This window comes from Aeromicrobium phoceense, assembly GCF_013868155.1.
Classification (GTDB): domain Bacteria; phylum Actinomycetota; class Actinomycetes; order Propionibacteriales; family Nocardioidaceae; genus Aeromicrobium; species Aeromicrobium phoceense.
The window spans coordinates 1,776,231-1,792,116 of sequence record NZ_JACEOG010000001.1; the positions used below are offsets into that span (position 1 = coordinate 1,776,231).

Annotated in this window: 17 protein-coding genes; 12 read left to right on the forward strand and 5 right to left on the reverse strand. The window is 68.5% G+C overall.

The window, feature by feature from the left end; translation table 11 throughout:
* The first annotated feature begins 184 nt into the window (after nt 1-184).
* The 4 genes from H1W00_RS08615 to H1W00_RS08630 all read left to right on the forward strand — a co-directional run bounded on the left by H1W00_RS08615 (nt 185) and on the right by H1W00_RS08630 (nt 3,843).
* Nucleotides 185-1,371 (forward strand): IS3 family transposase gene (locus H1W00_RS08615; protein WP_286929661.1). Its coding sequence is split into 2 segments (ribosomal slippage): nt 185-463 and nt 466-1,371, totalling 1,185 coding nucleotides; the frame shifts between segments, so codons are not numbered across the junction.
* Between the two features lie 625 nt (nt 1,372-1,996).
* Nucleotides 1,997-2,287 (forward strand): hypothetical protein, encoded by a 291-nt coding sequence (locus tag H1W00_RS08620; protein WP_181755329.1) that lies wholly within the window; start codon nt 1,997-1,999, stop codon nt 2,285-2,287.
* Nucleotides 2,288-2,543: 256 nt separating this feature from the next.
* A complete protein-coding gene (locus tag H1W00_RS08625) occupies nt 2,544-2,870 on the forward strand; it encodes a hypothetical protein (RefSeq protein WP_181755330.1) in 327 nt (108 codons plus the stop codon).
* Nucleotides 2,871-3,243: 373 nt separating this feature from the next.
* Entirely contained in the window at nt 3,244-3,843 is a 600-nt protein-coding gene (locus H1W00_RS08630; protein WP_181755331.1) for a hypothetical protein, read from the forward strand.
* Between the two features lie 48 nt (nt 3,844-3,891).
* Here H1W00_RS08630 and H1W00_RS08635 read toward each other — a convergent pair whose 3' ends face one another.
* Nucleotides 3,892-4,482, reverse strand: a complete 591-nt coding sequence (locus H1W00_RS08635) for a DUF1269 domain-containing protein (protein WP_181755332.1) — start codon at nt 4,480-4,482, stop codon at nt 3,892-3,894.
* 145 nt (nt 4,483-4,627) lie between these two features.
* Complete coding sequence (locus H1W00_RS08640) at nt 4,628-4,975, reverse strand: ArsR/SmtB family transcription factor (RefSeq protein WP_181755333.1); 348 nt, start codon at nt 4,973-4,975, stop codon at nt 4,628-4,630.
* Nucleotides 4,976-5,081: 106 nt separating this feature from the next.
* Here H1W00_RS08640 and arsM point away from each other — a divergent pair, with 106 nt between their 5' ends.
* The 3 genes from arsM to H1W00_RS08655 are packed head-to-tail and all read left to right on the forward strand — an operon-like array spanning nt 5,082 to nt 7,356.
* Nucleotides 5,082-5,849, forward strand: coding sequence for an arsenite methyltransferase (gene arsM / locus H1W00_RS08645; protein WP_181755334.1), 768 nt, complete (start codon nt 5,082-5,084; stop codon nt 5,847-5,849).
* Nucleotides 5,846-6,916, forward strand: coding sequence for an ACR3 family arsenite efflux transporter (gene arsB / locus H1W00_RS08650; protein ID WP_181755335.1), 1,071 nt, complete (start codon nt 5,846-5,848; stop codon nt 6,914-6,916). The genes arsM and arsB overlap by 4 nt, the downstream gene beginning before the upstream one ends.
* Nucleotides 6,913-7,356: an arsenate-mycothiol transferase ArsC gene (locus tag H1W00_RS08655; RefSeq protein ID WP_181755336.1), complete on the forward strand. Its 444-nt coding sequence runs from the start codon at nt 6,913-6,915 to the stop codon at nt 7,354-7,356. The genes arsB and H1W00_RS08655 overlap by 4 nt, the downstream gene beginning before the upstream one ends.
* Before the next feature lie 9 nt (nt 7,357-7,365).
* Here the strand turns inward: H1W00_RS08655 and H1W00_RS08660 are convergent, their stop codons facing one another.
* The gene (locus tag H1W00_RS08660; protein WP_181755337.1) at nt 7,366-8,748 is read right to left on the reverse strand and encodes an MFS transporter; all 1,383 of its coding nucleotides are present in this window, start codon (nt 8,746-8,748) and stop codon (nt 7,366-7,368) included.
* Nucleotides 8,749-8,858: 110 nt separating this feature from the next.
* On the opposite strand from H1W00_RS08660, the gene H1W00_RS08665 reads away from it, so the two are divergent.
* The 3 genes from H1W00_RS08665 (at nt 8,859) to H1W00_RS08675 (ending at nt 12,993) form a co-directional block, all read left to right on the forward strand.
* Nucleotides 8,859-9,317, forward strand: coding sequence for a winged helix-turn-helix transcriptional regulator (locus tag H1W00_RS08665; RefSeq protein WP_194956252.1), 459 nt, complete (start codon nt 8,859-8,861; stop codon nt 9,315-9,317).
* Nucleotides 9,318-9,428: 111 nt separating this feature from the next.
* A complete protein-coding gene (locus H1W00_RS08670; RefSeq protein WP_181755339.1) occupies nt 9,429-11,315 on the forward strand; it encodes an alkyl/aryl-sulfatase in 1,887 nt (628 codons plus the stop codon).
* A 4-nt stretch (nt 11,316-11,319) separates the two neighbouring features.
* Nucleotides 11,320-12,993 carry a SulP family inorganic anion transporter gene (locus H1W00_RS08675; RefSeq protein ID WP_181755340.1) on the forward strand — a complete coding sequence of 558 codons (1,674 nt, stop codon included), beginning with the start codon at nt 11,320-11,322 and terminating at the stop codon, nt 12,991-12,993.
* Here H1W00_RS08675 and H1W00_RS08680 read toward each other — a convergent pair.
* On the reverse strand, nt 12,985-13,842 hold the full coding sequence (locus H1W00_RS08680; RefSeq protein ID WP_181755341.1) for a bile acid:sodium symporter family protein: 858 nt from the start codon (nt 13,840-13,842) through the stop codon (nt 12,985-12,987). The two genes, H1W00_RS08675 and H1W00_RS08680, sit on opposite strands and share 9 nt — an antisense overlap.
* A 139-nt stretch (nt 13,843-13,981) precedes the next feature.
* Here H1W00_RS08680 and H1W00_RS08685 point away from each other — a divergent pair, with 139 nt between their 5' ends.
* Nucleotides 13,982-14,359 carry an SHOCT domain-containing protein gene (locus H1W00_RS08685; RefSeq protein ID WP_181755342.1) on the forward strand — a complete coding sequence of 126 codons (378 nt, stop codon included), beginning with the start codon at nt 13,982-13,984 and terminating at the stop codon, nt 14,357-14,359.
* Nucleotides 14,360-14,392: 33 nt separating this feature from the next.
* A complete protein-coding gene (locus H1W00_RS08690; protein ID WP_181755343.1) occupies nt 14,393-14,812 on the forward strand; it encodes a DUF7144 family membrane protein in 420 nt (139 codons plus the stop codon).
* Nucleotides 14,813-14,906: 94 nt separating this feature from the next.
* Here the strand turns inward: H1W00_RS08690 and H1W00_RS08695 are convergent, their stop codons facing one another.
* Nucleotides 14,907-15,818, reverse strand: a complete 912-nt coding sequence (locus H1W00_RS08695) for a LysR family transcriptional regulator (RefSeq protein ID WP_181755344.1) — start codon at nt 15,816-15,818, stop codon at nt 14,907-14,909.
* Between the last annotated feature and the right edge of the window lie 68 nt (nt 15,819-15,886).

Below are 15,886 nucleotides of genomic sequence, written 5' to 3' on the forward strand. Positions count from 1 at the left end.
GTACGCGCACCAGAACGAGAAAGCCCCTGACCTGCAGAAGTCCGCAGAGCAGGGGCTTTGTCGTGTCCGGGCGCGCTGTCAGTCCGGCCGTCCACCGCCTCCAATCTGTGCCGTTCGGGACTGCCCAGAGTCTGGTTGATATCTGACTTGTGAGGATTTCGATCCTTGCTGGAAGGATGTTCACGTGCCGAAAGCGTTTCCCATCGAGTTCCGCAATGACGTGGTCGCGGTCGCCCCCAAGGGTGAGGCGTCAATCGCTCAAGTCGCGAAGGACTTCGGTGTCTCCGAGTCGTGTCTTCAACGCTGGCTGAAGCTGGCCGATATCGAGGACGGCAAACGTCCTGGTGTCACTGCCTCTGAGGGCGTCGAGCTGCGCGAGGCCCGCAAACGGATCCGTCTGCTCGAGCAGGAGAACGAGGTCCTGCGCCGTGCGGCTGCATATCTGTCTCAGGCCAATCCGCCGGGAAAATAGTCTTCCCACTCGTTCGCGAGATGGCCGCGAACGGTGCCCCGATCAGGGTGCCGGTCGCGGTGGCGTGTGGGGTCCTCAAACTGTCTCGGCAGGGCTATTACCAGTGGCTCGCTGAGCCGTTCTGTCAGCGGGACTGGGACGACGCGCACCTGATCAACGCCGCGTTCGACGCCCATGCCGAGGATCCGGGGTTCGGGTATCGCTTCATCGCCGACGAGCTCGCCGACCAGGGCTTCATCGCGTGTGAGAACCGTGTGTGGCGGTTGTGCTCGATCCAGGGGATTTTCTCGAACCATTCCAAGAAGCGTGGCCCGAACCGCAAAGCAGGACCGCCGGTTCATGACGATCTGCTCGCAACGATCGACCATCACGGCCGGCCGAGGCGGGACTTCTCCGCGAGCAGGCCGAACGAGAAGTGGCTGACCGACATCACCGAGCACCACACGGGCGAGTGCAAGCTCTACTTGTGTGGGATCAAGGGCTGCTACTCCGGTCGGATCGTCGGCTACTCGATCGACTCTCGGATGAAGGCGTCGGTGGCGGTCTCAGCGCTGCGCAACGCGATCACTCTGCGAGACCCGTCCGGCACGATCGTTCACTCCGACAGAGGCAGCCAGTTCAGGTCGAAGAAGTTCGTCCGCGTCCTGAGGTCCCACGATCTGGTCGGGTCGATGGGCCGAGTCGGGGCCTGCGGCGACAACGCCGCGATGGAGAGGTTCTTTTCGCTGCTGCAGAAGAACGTGCTGAACACTCAGCGGTGGCAGACCCGCGAAGAGCTGCGCCTCGCGATGGTGACCTGGATCGAGACCAAATACCACCGCAAGCGACGTCAACGCCGGCTGGGCAAGCTCACACCGATCGAGTTTGAGACCATCTACCTGGCCGCTGACGCGGCCTGAAAACTGTCAACCATTGGTGTCAACCGAAGGCCGGACAGTCCCGATCTCAGTCCGTCTCTCGCTGATGCGCCGGTGGTGGTCGGTATGGTTCTCCGTTGGAGAGGCACACCAGTGATATCGACTTTCTTAGAGTTCTTGGGCGAATGGGTGCTCGGGAAACTCACGCGGCACCCCGACGCAAAGGCGGCCCGATCGGCGTACAAGCGCGCCTTGGGCCAGCCTCAGGAGTTTCGAATTGCTTCGTTCCGCGCCGCGCTGGCGGCTGAGGGCGTCACGCTGGACCGCGACATCGAAGGCCAGTTGCACCACTCGCTTTCCGCGAGTGTTCCGACCCGTCGTGCCTGCGCGTTGTTCGAGTAAGGGGTACTCATGACATCTGGGTTCGTCTTGATTGGGGTGGGGTTGGTCATTTTGGCCGTGGGAAGGCTTCGAGATGCGAGACCCGGGTTTAGAAACGTCGGTATCGCCGCACTCGCTGCGGGCGCCGTCGTGCTCGTTCTCGAGTTGGCTGCCGGCTAGATCCCTGCTGACCATTTCGTGACGAGGCGCGTGTCCGCGGATCGCTAAGCGGCGATGTTGCACTTCTGATCGCGACGGGCGCGGCTTTGACCCTAAGGAGGACCAGATGCCGCCGGTGAATCGCGATGAGGCCGTCATCGCCAAGGCGCTTGATGACGGTTGGATCTGTGTGTTCACGGACTTTGAGCCCGCGCAGGGCTACCTGGAGGCGACCGATGTGGTCGACGGGTTGTGGGGCACGTTCTATCGGTTGGACGGGGAGATGATTCGCCCTGAGGTGAATGAGTACGGATGGATCGTGCGCCTCATGCCGACGGGTAGCTACGACTTGGCTGGCTTGAAGGCGGAGCTTGGCCACCTACGCTGCCGACCAGGGCTTCGATTCAGATGGCTCTGATCCTTCGGCGTTCGTCAATGAGTACTGGCAAGGCGAGTGGGCAGCGCGCTGGCCCCGATGGCCGAAGTGGCTCGACAGATGAATGCACGGGACCGGGCCGTCACGCTTGTGAGTGGCACAGACCTCGGGTCCGGCGGAAGGGGGGGCAGACCGAGTTGTACCCGCGCCGGTGAGGCATCCCAAGCGGGTGTGACGACGATCTAGGAGGGTCATGATGTTTGGGTTCGGTCGAAGCCGCCAACCACGAGAGTTCGTTGTGCCACCCGACCTTGCAGTGTTCGATGGTGGGCTCGCCGTCCTTTCGCGCGACGGCGAGTTCGCCGGCCACGTTGCGAGCGAGGTCTGGTCCTTCGTCACGCCATTCGCGCCCAGGACCAAGCAACCATGGGTGTGGTTCGTGATCGTGTGGCAATCTGGCGAGAAGGAGACAAAAATCGAGGAGTATCCGCCGTGGACGTATGTGGCGGAGATGCTGGATGGCTTCATCGAGCTCGATGGCGATCGGTATGGCATCGACTGGGTAGCCGCGGAGCTCGTCCCCTCTGAGAGGGAGCGGATTGGCATTCGCCCGGAGGACTTCTGAGCATGCGATCCGAAGCAGCACAGTGCAACGCGCTGGGGCCACACTGGGGCCACACGGGGCCACGAAATCACTCGATTCCGTCAATGACCTCCGATCTTCGAAAGTGCCTCTGACCTGCGCAAACGTCACTTTTCAACGTCGTTCCTACACTCCTTGAACGAACTCTCAAGGCGGTAGCGCGGGTTCGAATCCCGTCGGGGCTACCAGCGAAAAGGCCCCCGATCCTCGGATCGGGGGCCTTTTTCATGTCTGGCATCGAGCCCGGGTGCCACGGATCTTTCGACCTTCGGGTCGCTCCAACGACACGTTGGTACCAAGGTTCGGTGGCTCGCGGTCCGTCCACAGTGTCAACGCCTTCGCCCATCCTGCTGCGGTGAGCATGGAGGTGCTGGAAGGCTGGCGTTGTCTGGATCCGCAGCGAGGGAGGCTCGTGATGGTCCGTGTGGTTCACGCCCGGCGAAGTCGGTCGTCGATACTGTGCACGGTCGTCGTCACGCTGCTCGGGGTCCCGTTGCTGTCCGCGTGCTCGGCCGAGACCAACGGCGTGGTGGCTGTCTCTCGGACGGGCTCGGGCATGGAGTTGCTGATCGTGCCCTGTGAGGGTGGGCGAGCCGAGCGAGTCACCTTGCAGGACGTGTCAGCGATCGACAGCGGGAAGGTCAACACCGTCGGGCGACTGGTTCGGACTCACGCGCCTGACGGAGTGGTCGAGCTCAGCCCGTCGAACCCCGGCGCGGAGTGGTCCGGGTCCTGGGTCGACAAGATCTCGGAGCTCCAGCCAGGCGTTCCGTACGATGTCGGGGCCTATGGCGACCAGCTCAACACCGAGGACACCACCTTCACTCGTGCCGATCTCGAACGACTGGCCGAGGGAACGTGGCTGTACCCCGATCCCGAATCGCTGGACCTGCTGACCGCATCCACCGCGGACGAAGTGGCCGACGAAGCGTGCGAGTACTACGAGAGCCTCTGAACATGGGCGGAGGCTCCCACCTCGTCACGATTGTCAGGCAGTCCCGTCTCAGGCCTTCTCGCTCTCCGAGTCGGACTCGGCCTCCTTCGCCGCCGCCTTGATGTCGCGGGCCGCCACGTCGTCGACGGCGGACTCGACGATGGCGTCGGCCAGCGCGAGCGCCTTGCGGATCTCGACGGCGCCGGGGTCCGAGACGAGGGCCACGATGCCCGAGTGTCCCGGCTCGATGGCGGCCTCCAGCTCGTCGGACAGCTCGCTGCGGTTGCGGAGCTGACGGGCCTTGCCCACCGCCGCCCCCATGGCCCCCACGGCGGCGGCACTGCCGAGGATCGACGGCGGGAAGACCAGGCCCAGGGCCACGCCGCCGACGAGTCCCCACGTGAGTCCACGGCGGGTGCTGTGGTCGGTGGCCTTCTGGATCTCGAGCTTGCCGTCGGCCTCCCGCTTCACGACGATGACTCCCTCGAGCTCCACCGAACGACCGTCCTCGGCGGCCTTGAGCGACTCGTAGGCCTGCCAGGCGGTGCTGGTGTCGGCGAAGTCCGCGATGAAGAGCGTGTGCGCGCCATCGGTGACGGCCGCGGCGACGACCTCGGTCTCGCTCGTGGTCTCGGCGTCCGTGTTCTGGTTCTCTGACATGGGATCTCCTCGGGTGGATCGAGCGCGGAGCCCCGACGCTAGTTCAGGACAGGGGTCCGATTCCTCATCCACAGCGGCCGTTGTCGACGGCCGGCGAGGCCGCTATGTTGACCGCGAGATCCGTGCTCGCCGCCTCGCCTGACCCTCAGGGCGTGAGGGCGGCGCCGAGCGACGCGAGCGTCTCGTCGACGACCCGGTAGAAGGCCCAGCGGCCACGCTGCTCGCGCGTCACGAGGCCGGCGTCGACGAGCTGCTTCATGTGGTGCGACACCGTGGGCTGGGAGAGACCGACCGGCTCCGTCAGGTCGCAGATGCACGCCTCGCGGTCCGCTCCGGCCGCGATGATCGACAGCAGCCGGACGCGGGTGGGGTCGCCGAGGGCCTTGAACATCCTCGCCAGCCGCTGAGCCTCCTCGACATCGAGCACGCCGCCCGTGACGGGGGAGCAGCAGGCAGTCTCGTCGGCCAGGGGAAGCGTCGTGCGGGTGGTCATGGACTCATTCTGCCAGACGTATTGACAAACGTCGATACATCGATGAATCTCGATACATCGACATCCGCCTATACGATCGTGGATGCACTGAGTCAGAGGAGCCGTCATGACCACCACCCAGAAGTCCCCGCAGGACGTCCAGGAAGAGGTGCGCGCCCGGTACGCCGAGGCCGCTCTGAAGGTCGAGGGAGACGGCTGTGGCGGCTCGTCGTGCTGCGGCGGAGCCGTGGACGTCGACGAGTCCTTCGGCGCGGTGCTCTACGACAGCGACCAGCAGCAGGAGCTGCCGGCGGAGGCCGTCGCGGCCAGCCTCGGCTGCGGCAACCCCACGGCCGTCGCCGCCCTCGCGGAGGGCGAGCGCGTTCTCGACCTGGGCTCCGGTGGCGGCATCGACGTGCTGCTCTCGGCCCGGCGCGTGGGGGAGTCCGGCTTCGCCTACGGCGTCGACATGACCGACGAGATGCTCGACCTGGCGCGGGAGAACGCCGCCAAGGCGGGCGCGACCAACGTGGAGTTCCTCAAGGGCACCATCGAGGACGTGCCGCTGCCCGACGGGTCGGTCGACGTGGTGATCTCGAACTGCGTCATCAACCTGTCGGTCGACAAGCCGAAGGTGATCGCCGAGATGTACCGCGTGCTGGTGCCCGGCGGCCGGATCGGGATCTCCGACGTCGTCGCCGAGGACCACCTCGACGCAGATGCGCGGGCCGATCGCGGCTCGTACGTCGGCTGCATCGCTGGCGCGCTGTCGCGCTCGGAGTACCTCGAGGGGCTCGCCGCGGCCGGGTTCGTCGCCGCCGAGGTGGAGTTCACCCACGAGGCCGTGCCCGGCATGCACGGCGCCATCGTCCGCGCCACGAAGCCGACCGCATGACGGTGGACGCACCCGTCGGGCAGCCGCTCTCGACGCTCGACCGCTTCCTGCCGGTGTGGATCGGCCTGGCGATGCTCGCCGGGCTGGTCCTCGGCAGGGCCGTCCCCGGCGTGGCGACGGCGCTCGACGCGGTGACGGTCGGCTCGGTCTCGCTGCCGATCGCGGTGGGCCTGCTCGTGATGATGTACCCCGTGCTGGCCAAGGTCCGGTACGACGAGGTCGGCGCGGTCGCTCGCGACACGCGCACGATGGTGCTGTCGCTGGTGCTCAACTGGCTGATCGGGCCGGCGCTGATGTTCGCGCTCGCATGGCTCCTGCTGCCCGACCTGCCCGAGTACCGCACCGGGCTGATCATCGTGGGGCTCGCCCGCTGCATCGCGATGGTGATCATCTGGAACGACCTCGCGTGCGGCGACCGGGAGGCGGCGGCGGTCCTCGTGGCGGTCAACTCGGTGTTCCAGGTGTTCGCCTTCGCGCTGCTGGGCTGGTTCTACCTCGACCTGCTGCCGGGCTGGCTGGGCCTGTCGTCCTCGGGCCTGGACGTCTCGCCGTGGCAGATCGCCGGGAGTGTGCTGGTGTTCCTGGGCATCCCGCTGGCGGCCGGGTACCTGACCCGCGTCGTGGGCGAGCGCCGCCGCGGGCGCGAGTGGTACGAGGAGCGCTTCCTGCCGAGGCTGGGGCCGTGGGCGCTGTACGGCCTGCTGTTCACGATCGTCCTGCTGTTCGCGCTCCAGGGCGACCAGATCACCCGGCAGCCGCTCGACGTCGCCCGGATCGCGCTCCCGCTCGTGCTGTACTTCGCGATCATGTGGGCGGGCTCGCTGTGGCTCGCGCGCCTCGCGGGGCTGGGCTACGCCCGCTCGACGACGATCGCGTTCACGGCCGCCGGCAACAACTTCGAGCTCGCCATCGCCGTGGCCATCGCGGTCTACGGCGCCACCAGTGGTCAGGCCCTGGCCGGCGTCGTCGGGCCGCTGATCGAGGTTCCCGTCCTCGTGGGGCTCGTCTACGTCAGTCTGTGGGCGCGCCGCTTCTTTCCCGACACCCGAGCAGGAGTCACCCCATGAACGCATCCCATCAGCCCCAGGTCGTCTTCGCCTGCGTCCGCAACGGCGGCCGCTCGGTGGCGGCGCGCCTGCTGACCGAGCACTACGCCCAAGGGCGCGTCATCGCCCTGTCGGCGGGCACGCAGCCGGGCGAGCACGTGCACCCCGAGGTCGCCGCCGCGCTTGAGCAGCTCGGCCTCGACACCTCGCGCGAGCACCCCAAGCACCTGACGCGGGACATGATCGCCGCGAGCGATCTGGCGATCACGCTCGGTTGCGGCGAGGAGTGCCCGTACGTCCCCGGGGTCACGTACCGCGACTGGCCGGTCGAGGACCCGGGCGGCCAGAACGAGGCGACCGTGCTCCGGATCATCGCCGACCTCGACACGCGGGTCCGCGACCTCCTCGGCGAGATCGCGCCGGATCTCGAGTTGGCTCCGTCGGTCACAAGCGCGCGCTGACGCGTCCGCCTAGACGCTGAGGGTGTCGGGCTCGCGCGCCGGACGCATGAACACCGTCGTGCTCGCTGCCACGAGGCTCGAGACGGTGACGGCGAGCCACGCCCCGCTGAAGTCGTCGACCAGCACGCTCGCGCCCGTGATCGCGACCAGGATCGAGACGCCCAAGGCAGAGCCGACCTGACGTGCGGTGTTGATGATCCCCGTCCCCGCGGCGAACTCCGAGGACTCCAGGCGGCTCGTCCCGGCCGCGAGGAAGCCGACCTGTCCGGAGCCTGCGCCAAGCCCGGAGACGACCATGCCCGCGAAGAACACCGGGAGGGAGGTCGTCTGCGAGTCGAGGAGGACGAGCCACAGGAGGCCGGACAGCGCGAGCAGCAGGCCGCCCACGGCGGCCAGCAGCCGCGGGGACATGTCCGTGCGGCCCATCGCCACGGCGGTGACCCCCGCCGTGAGTGGCCCGAGCGAGAAGATCAGGCCGGCGGTCAGGGGATCGAGGGCCCAGACGCGGGTCAGCATGAGGCTGCCCCCGAGCAGCAGGATCGCGAAGCCGACGAAGTAGGTCGCGATGCCGAACGTCGCCCAGGCGAACGTCGCATCCCTGAACACGCTGAGGTCCAGGGCGGGCACGGGCTGCGTCAGGCACCGGCGCGTGAACCAGGCCAGCGCGATGGCGGAGACCGCGAACAGCGCCAGGAGACTGGTGTCGGTCAGGCCGCGATCCCTGACGTATGACAGACCCGCGACCAGTGTTCCGACGCTGAGCGCGAGGAGCGCCGAGCCCGCCAGGTCGGGCACCCGCGTCTCCTTCTTCGGGGTCTCCGTCAGGGTGACGGACGTGGCGAGCGCGACGAGGATGACCGGGAGGCTGATGAGGAAGATCCACCGCCAGTCCACCTGCGTCAGCGCGCCGCCCAGGATGGGGCCACCCGCGGCGGCCACCGACCCCACGGCGGTCCACACCCCCAGCATCGCCGTGTGACGCGACACGGGGGACGAGGCCAGCAGCAGGGCCAGTCCCGTCGGGACGAAGAGGGCCGCCCCCATGCCCTGCAGCCCGCGCGCCGCGATGAGCACGAACACGTCGCCCGAGAGCGCGGCGCCGAGGGCGCCGACGGCGAAGACGGTGAGCCCCAGCCGGAAGAGCTTCCGCCGCCCGTACTTGTCGGCCAGGCGGCCGGCTGGAACGAGGAGTGCCGCGAAGACCACCGCGTACGCGTTGATCACCCACGACATCGTCTGGGGAGCGGCTTCCGGGAAGTCCGAGCTGATGGCCTCGAAGGCGAGGTTGATGACGAACAGGTCCATCGCGAGCAGCACGGCGGCGCAGCTCACGGCGACGGCGGGCAGGAAGGTGCCGCCGGAGCGGGGGCTGGCGCGCAGGGAGTCGGTCACGGTCGCAGCCTAGAAGGGTGACTTGCTTGAAGCAAGTGAGTAGCATCGTCGGCGAAGGAAGGTGAGGGCTCGTGGCGCTGCGCTCGGACTGGTCAGGCAAGGCGTGCCCCATGGCACGGGGGATCCACGTCCTCGGCGACCCGTGGGTCCTGCTGGTCCTGCGCGAGCTGTTCGCCGGGGCCACCCGCTTCGACGAGCTGCGCGACCGCACGGGGGCTGCCGACAACGTGCTCACGAAGCGCCTCGCCGACATGGTCGAGGCGGGTCTCATCGTGCGCGAGCCCTACCGCGAGGGTCCGAGGCCGAGGTACGACTACCGACTCACCGAGGCCGGCGCGGACGCGCTGCCGGTGCTCCACGCCTATGGCCTCTGGGCCGAGAAGCACGATCCGCCGGCCGAGGCGTCGGGTCGCTTGCGCGTGATCTGCCGCAGCTGCGGGCAGCAGAGCACGCAGGGCGAGTCCTGCAGCTCCTGCGGCGCAGCGCTGACCACCGACAACGCGGCCTGGGTCAGGCCGGGCTCCACCAGCGCGACGCCGCGGCCACTCTCCGGGCCCGTCCGGTCATGAGCCGACGCCGGGATCGCATCATCCTCGTGGAGTGATGCGAGCCGAACGCCTTCGATCGACCATGGATGGGCGTGACATGTCCGTCACCTGTCGACCGAAAGGACCAGTGTCATGGCGACCACGCCGAAGGACCCGGAGCAGAGCATCGTCGACCAGCAGCGCGCCGTGCTCGAGAGTCTTCCGTTCTCCGACACCCGCGACTTCGAGGACGCCGAGCGCGGCCTGATCGCCCCGATCACGGAGCCCGTGCTCGCCGAGGACGGCACCGTGCTGTGGGACAACTCGACGTACGACTTCATCGAGGGCGAGGCCCCGGACTCGGTCAACCCGAGCCTGTGGCGCCAGTCTCGGCTCGCCGCGACGGACGGCCTCTTCGAGGTGATCCCCGGGATCTACCAGGTCCGGGGCATGGACCTGTCGAACACCACCATCGTCGAGGGCGACGAGGGCGTCGTCGTGTTCGACACCCTGCTCTCCGTCGAGACCGGTGCCGCAGCCCTGGCGCTCTACCGCCAGCACCGTGGCGACCGGCCGGTCAAGGCCGTCGTCATCACCCACTCGCACGCCGATCACTTCGGCGGCATCCGCGGATTCGTCTCGCAGGAGGACGTGGACGCGGGCCGGACACGGATCTTCGCGCCTGAGGGCTTCATCGAGCACGCGGTGGCCGAGAACGTCTACGCGGGCACGGCGATGAACCGGCGCGCCGGCTACATGTACGGAGCCGCGCTGGCCCGCGGTCCACGTGGGGGAGTCGGTGCCGGTCTCGGCCAGACGCTGTCGGTCGGACTCGTGTCGCTGATGGAACCCACGGACATGATCACCACCACGGGTCACGAGGAGACGGTGGACGGCGTCCGGATGGTCTTCCAGATGGCCCCGGACACCGAAGCGCCGTCGGAGTTCCTGATCTACCTGCCGGACTTCAAGGCGCTGTGCGCGGCGGAGGACGCCACGCACAACCTTCACAACCTGCTCACGCTTCGTGGTGCGGTGGTCCGGGATCCGCACGGCTGGGCGAAGTACCTCACCGAGACGATCGATCTCTTCGGTGACGACGTCGAGGTCGTCTTCGCGTCCCACCACTGGCCCACGTGGGGTAACGACCGAGTGGTGGAGTTCATCTCGCTCCAGCGCGACCTCTACGCCTACCTGCACGACCAGACGCTTCGGATGATGAACCAGGGCCTCGTCGGGCCGGAGATCGCCGAGGCGATGACATTGCCTCCCGCGCTCGAGAACGCGTGGTCGACTCGCGGCTACTACGGTTCGGTGAGTCACAACGTGAAGGCGATCTACCAGCGCTACCTCGGCTGGTTCGACGGCAACCCGGCGCACCTGTGGGAGCACGTCCCGGTCGAACGGGCGAAGCGCTACGTCAGGCTCGCCGGCGGCATCGATGCGATCGTCGCCGCGGCGAAGGAGGCGTTCGCCGAGGGTGACTACCGCTGGGCCGCGGAGATCGGCAACCACGCCGTCTTCGCCGAGCCGGAGCATGGGGCAGCGCGGGAGGTGCTCGCCGACACGTACGAGCAGCTCGGCTACGGCTCCGAGAACGGGACGTGGCGCGACTTCTACCTCTCGGGGGCCCTGGAGCTGCGCGACGGTCAGTTCGGCACCCCGACGGAGACCAACGCGCCCGACGTCATCGGCCAGCTCACGCCGGAGATGCTGTTCGACGCGATCGCGATCCAGGTCGACGGGCCCCGTGCGTGGGACGCGAAGCTCTCGATCGACGTCGTGCTGACGGACGCGGACGAGCGGTACCGGCTGTGGCTCGCGAACGGTGTCCTCACCTACAGCGCCCGGCCGCAGAAGGGTGATCCCGATGCGACGATCACAGCCACCCGTCGTGCCCTGCCGGCCTTGGCCGGCGGACTCGACGCTGCGGGTCTCTCGGCGGCAGGGATCGAGATCGCTGGCGACGCGAGCGCCCTCGGCACGCTGACCTCGGTCCTCGACCCGGGGGACAAGAACTTCGCCATCGTCACCCCCTGACACCGTGAACCCGCCGAAGCTGGGCAGGCCCACCCGACAGGATGCCGTCGCGGGATTCGTGACGGGGCTGTTCAGCATCCCCGAGGGCATGGCCTACGCCAGCATCGGCGGGTTCAACCCGCTGCTCGGCCTGTACTCCGGCATGGTGTCCACGGCCGTGGGAGCGGTGTTCAACCGCACCGTGCTGATGGTCACGACGCTGACGTCGGCGATCGCCCTGACGTCGCAGAGCGTCCTCTCCGAGGCTGGTCTGAAGGCCGACGACATCGGCAACGTGGCGATGCTGACGGTGCTCGTCGGCGTGATCATGGTCGTGTTCGGGCTGCTGCGGATGGGCTCGCTCATGAGCTTCGTCTCCAACGCGGTGATGACGGGATTCACGACGGGCATCGCGGTGCAGATCATCGCGGGGGTGATCGGGGACGCGACCGACTACGAGACCGACCGGCACAACACGCTCGCCAAGTTCGCCGACGCGGTCACCCACGTCGGACAGTGGGACCCGGTCGCGGTCGCGGTCGCCGTCGGCACCGTGATCGTCTGGGCGCTGGCGCACGCGGTGAAGCGGCTCGAGCCCTTCGCGATCCTCATCGCGCTGGTGGTGGCCACCGTGACGGTGGTCGTCGTCGGGGCGGACGTGGAGCAGGTCGGCGACATCGGGGCCATTCCCAACGCCGTGCCGACGCCGGTCATGCCCGACTGGTCGGTGATCCCGGACCTGCTGGTCGGGGCGGTGGCCGTCGCGCTCGTCGCGCTGGCGCAGGCGGCCGGGATCGGCGCGGCGGTCCCGAACCCGGACGGATCGCGCACCAGCGTGTCCGGCGACTTCACGGCCCAGGGTGTGGCGAATCTCGCCGGCGGCTTCTTCCAGGCACTCCCGACGGGCGGGTCGCTCTCGCGCACCGGTGTCGCGACCAGCGCCGGGGCGCAGACGCGCTGGGCCGGGATCTTCGCCGGCGTCTTTCTCGCCGCGATCGTGCTGGTCGCCGGCAGCACGGCCGAGCTGATCCCGATGCCGGTGATCGGGGGCCTCATCTTCGTGATCGGGGCCGAGCTGATCGTGGGCCGGCTCCCGGACATCAAACTCGTGCTGCGCACCGGCGTCCTGCCGGCCGTGGCCATGGTCGCCACCTTCCTGGCCACGACGGAACTGCCCCTGCAGCAGGCGATCCTCCTCGGGGCAGGCATCTCGATGCTGCTGTTCTGCGTGCGCGCCCAGCAGCAGGCCCGGATCCGCGCACTCGTGCGCGACGACGACGGGCACTGGCGGACCGACGACGTGCCTGAGGTGATCGCGCCGTACTCGGTCACGGTCCTGCACTACGAGGGGGTGAGCCTGTTCGCCGAGGTCAACCGGCTCGACGAGTCCTGGCCGTCCCTGGCCGACACGCACGACGCCGTGGTCATCTTCCACGTCCGCACGCTGCCGGACGTGCCGTCGTCGACCTTCCTCAAGTCGCTCGAGAGCCGTGCGGCGAAGCTGGCCGAGCACCACTGCCGGCTGATGGTCGTGGGGATGGATCCGGGCCTCATGCGCGTGGTCGAGCGGACCGGGGTGGCCGCCGCGCTGGGTCCGGAGAACCTGGTGGAGCGCACCAACGTCTTCTTCCAGGCCCTCGACCGGGCCCACGAGGAGGCGCAGGCTTGGGTCGACGGGCGACGCTCGGCGTCAGGCTGAGCCGGACGTCGCGCCGCCGCGACGCTTGCCCAGCTCGCCGGCCAGGACGATCAGCACGATGGGCAGGGCGAGGGCCGCGACGAGCGTCGTGACGACGACGTCAGGACCCAGCGACGCGGCGATCACGAGGGCGGCGGAGATGTTCCGCTGCGCCGCACCGAGACCCAGGACGAGCCGGTCCCCGGACTCACGACCGAGCCCGCCGGCCCACCCGGCGACCAGCCCGGTGATGATCACGACGACGGTCCCGACGAAGACCCACGAGCCGATCGACGCGAAGACCTCGCGCCACGTCACGAGCAGGCCCGACACGATCCCGACGGCGAGGCCCACCGTGGAGACCTGGGTGAAGCCTCCGACGACGTCGCCCGCGAAGCCGGCGTAGCGGGCCCTCACCACGAGGCCCAGGCCCAGCGGGACCAGCATGAACAGGATCAGCGACTGGGCGATGTCCCACGCCGACACGGTCGCGCCCTCGACGGCCAGCGGCACCACGATCGGGGCGAACGCCACGGTCACGACCATCAGCAGGACCATGACGCCGACCGCGAGTGGCTGGCTGCCGTGCGCCAGCTTGGCCAGCGTCGGCAGGAACGGAGCTCCGGCACAGCACCCCACGAGGATGATCGCCGCGCTGGTCGCGTCGTCCATCGGCAGGGCGCGCGCCGCGATGATCGCGACGAGCGGGACCACCACGAAGTTCGCGGCCAGCGCACCGACGACGAGGCGGAGGTCCTTCAGCGGCGTCAGGACCTGCTGCATCGTGAGGCCGAGGCCGAGCCCGGCCATGCCCGCCACCACGAAGGTCAGGATCCCGACCTGGGTGATCACGGTCAGCACGTCGGTCATGGGTGGTCTCCTTCATCTTGGCCGTCTTGGGACAGGTTGGTCCGGCAGGACCCGACGCGCACCATCCGGACGAGATGATCCGAGGACTCACCCACGCTGAGTGATTACGGGGGGAGTGCCAAGGTGCCAGAGTCCGTCCATGGACAGTTTCTGGGAGTTCTTCTGGTGGACCGTGTCGATCTTCCTCTTCATGGGCTACCTGATCGTCTTGTTCCACGTCATCATCGATCTGTTCCGCGACGAGGAGCTGTCGGGGTGGTGGAAGGCGATCTGGGTCTTCTTCCTGATCCTCGTGCCCGCGCTCGCGGCCCTGGTCTACCTGATCGCGCGCGGCGGCGGCATGGCCCGGCGCTCGGCGGCCCAGCTGGATCAGGCGCGCGCAGAGACCGACGCCTACATCCGCACGGTGGCGGCGACGTCGCCCGCCGACCAGATCGCCTCGGCCAAGCAGCTGCTCGACTCCGGCGCGATCAGCACCGAGGAGTTCGAGGCGCTCAAGGCGAAGGCGCTGGCCTGATGGTCCGGCAGTGCACCGAAGGAGCGATGGATGATGAGTGACTACCGAGCCCCCAAGCCCACCGAGCGTGAGGCCGCGATCTCGTCCGGCGTGCTCGGTTTCGCGGGCGCGATGCTGGCGACGGTCGGCGTGTTCCAGGTCCTGGCCGCGATCTCGGCCCTGGCCAAGGACGACCTGTTCGTGGCCGGGCAGGACTACGTTTACCAGCTGAGCGTCACGAGCTGGGGCTGGATCCACCTCGTCATCGGCGGCCTCGCGATCGCCGTCGGCGTGTGCCTCCTGCTGGGCAAGCCGTGGGCCGTCCTGACCGGCGCGGGGCTCGCGGCGATCGGGGCCATCGTGTCCTTCGCGTGGATGCCCTACTACCCGTGGTGGTCGATCGTCATCATCGTCTTCAACGTCGTCGTCCTCTGGGCCACGGTGACGCAGATGAACGCTCGCGAGCGCCGCTGACGCTCGCGGGTCAGGCGACCCCCGACGCACGGATCTTGTACCGGTTCAGCCCGGATATGGGCTGAACCGGTACAAGATCGGTGCCGCGTGGACCTCAGGCGCGCGCGCTGACCCGGCGGGAGCCGTGGTGCACGAGGAGGTCGAACAGGTCCTGGGCCGCCTTCGTCGGCCGCACGCCCCGTCGCCTCAGGATCGCCATCCGGATCACGGTGCCCTCGTCGTCGATGGGCCGGAACTCGATGGCGCCACGCGTCTCGAGCGGGTCGTCGAGCAGCGTGAAGTCGGGCATGAGCGAGACGCCGATCCCCGACGAGACCATCTGCTTGCACACGTCGGCGCTGTCGGCGGTGTGCCACTTCAGGGGCGGTGAGTCGCCGAAGACGCGGTGCGCGACGCGGTGCATGAGATACCCGGCCCGCGCGCCCACGAACACCTCCTGGCGCAGGTCGTCGACGGTGACCGTCGGCCGCTCCGCGAGCGGGTGGTCGCCCGGCAGCACCGCCATCGGCCGGCCGTGGAAGAGCTCGGTGGCGACGAGGTCGGGGTGCACGTCGTCGCCGGGGAGCAGCGTGACCAGCCCGATGTCGAGCGACCCGTCGCGCAGGCCGTCGCGGACCTCGCCGTGGCGCAGCTGGCGCATGTCGACGGAGGTGTGCTCGTCCTCGAGCTCGCGGCTGCGCATCGCGGGCAGCACGATCGACGTGACGCCGAAGTAGACGCTGCCGACCCGGGTCGGGCGGTGGAACTGCGACTCGCCCCGCGCGGCAGCGCGCAGGCGGTCGGCGGCGTCGAGGACCTCGAGGATGCGGGGGAGGAGCTCCTGGCCGGTGCCGTTGATCCGCGTCCCCGAGCGGTGCCGGTCGACCAGCGTGACGCCCAGCTCGCGCTCGAGCTTCGTGACCGCCTCGCTGAGCGCCGGGAGCGAGACGTGCAGGTGCTCCCCGGCGCGCCGCAACGAGCCCTGCTCGCTGACCGCCCTGACGTATTCGAGCTGCTCCAGTCGCATGCTCACCTCCCCGTTGACCGGTGAGGCTACGTGAACGGCAGCGCCTGTCGGGTGATCTCCCGCGTCGT

Bases quoted from the DNA above. Each gene is read 5' to 3' on its own strand.
- H1W00_RS08620 (WP_181755329.1), top strand. From the start codon at position 1,997: ATGCCGCCGGTGAATCGCGATGAGGCCGTCATCGCCAAGGCGCTTGAT.
- H1W00_RS08635 (WP_181755332.1), bottom strand. From the start codon at position 4,482: ATGTCAGAGAACCAGAACACGGACGCCGAGACCACGAGCGAGACCGAG.
- H1W00_RS08640 (WP_181755333.1), bottom strand. From the start codon at position 4,975: ATGACCACCCGCACGACGCTTCCCCTGGCCGACGAGACTGCCTGCTGC.
- arsM (WP_181755334.1), top strand. From the start codon at position 5,082: ATGACCACCACCCAGAAGTCCCCGCAGGACGTCCAGGAAGAGGTGCGC.
- arsB (WP_181755335.1), top strand. From the start codon at position 5,846: ATGACGGTGGACGCACCCGTCGGGCAGCCGCTCTCGACGCTCGACCGC.
- H1W00_RS08655 (WP_181755336.1), top strand. From the start codon at position 6,913: ATGAACGCATCCCATCAGCCCCAGGTCGTCTTCGCCTGCGTCCGCAAC.
- H1W00_RS08665 (WP_194956252.1), top strand. From the start codon at position 8,859: ATGGCACGGGGGATCCACGTCCTCGGCGACCCGTGGGTCCTGCTGGTC.
- H1W00_RS08670 (WP_181755339.1), top strand. From the start codon at position 9,429: ATGGCGACCACGCCGAAGGACCCGGAGCAGAGCATCGTCGACCAGCAG.
- H1W00_RS08680 (WP_181755341.1), bottom strand. From the start codon at position 13,842: ATGACCGACGTGCTGACCGTGATCACCCAGGTCGGGATCCTGACCTTC.
- H1W00_RS08685 (WP_181755342.1), top strand. From the start codon at position 13,982: ATGGACAGTTTCTGGGAGTTCTTCTGGTGGACCGTGTCGATCTTCCTC.
- H1W00_RS08690 (WP_181755343.1), top strand. From the start codon at position 14,393: ATGAGTGACTACCGAGCCCCCAAGCCCACCGAGCGTGAGGCCGCGATC.
- H1W00_RS08695 (WP_181755344.1), bottom strand. From the start codon at position 15,818: ATGCGACTGGAGCAGCTCGAATACGTCAGGGCGGTCAGCGAGCAGGGC.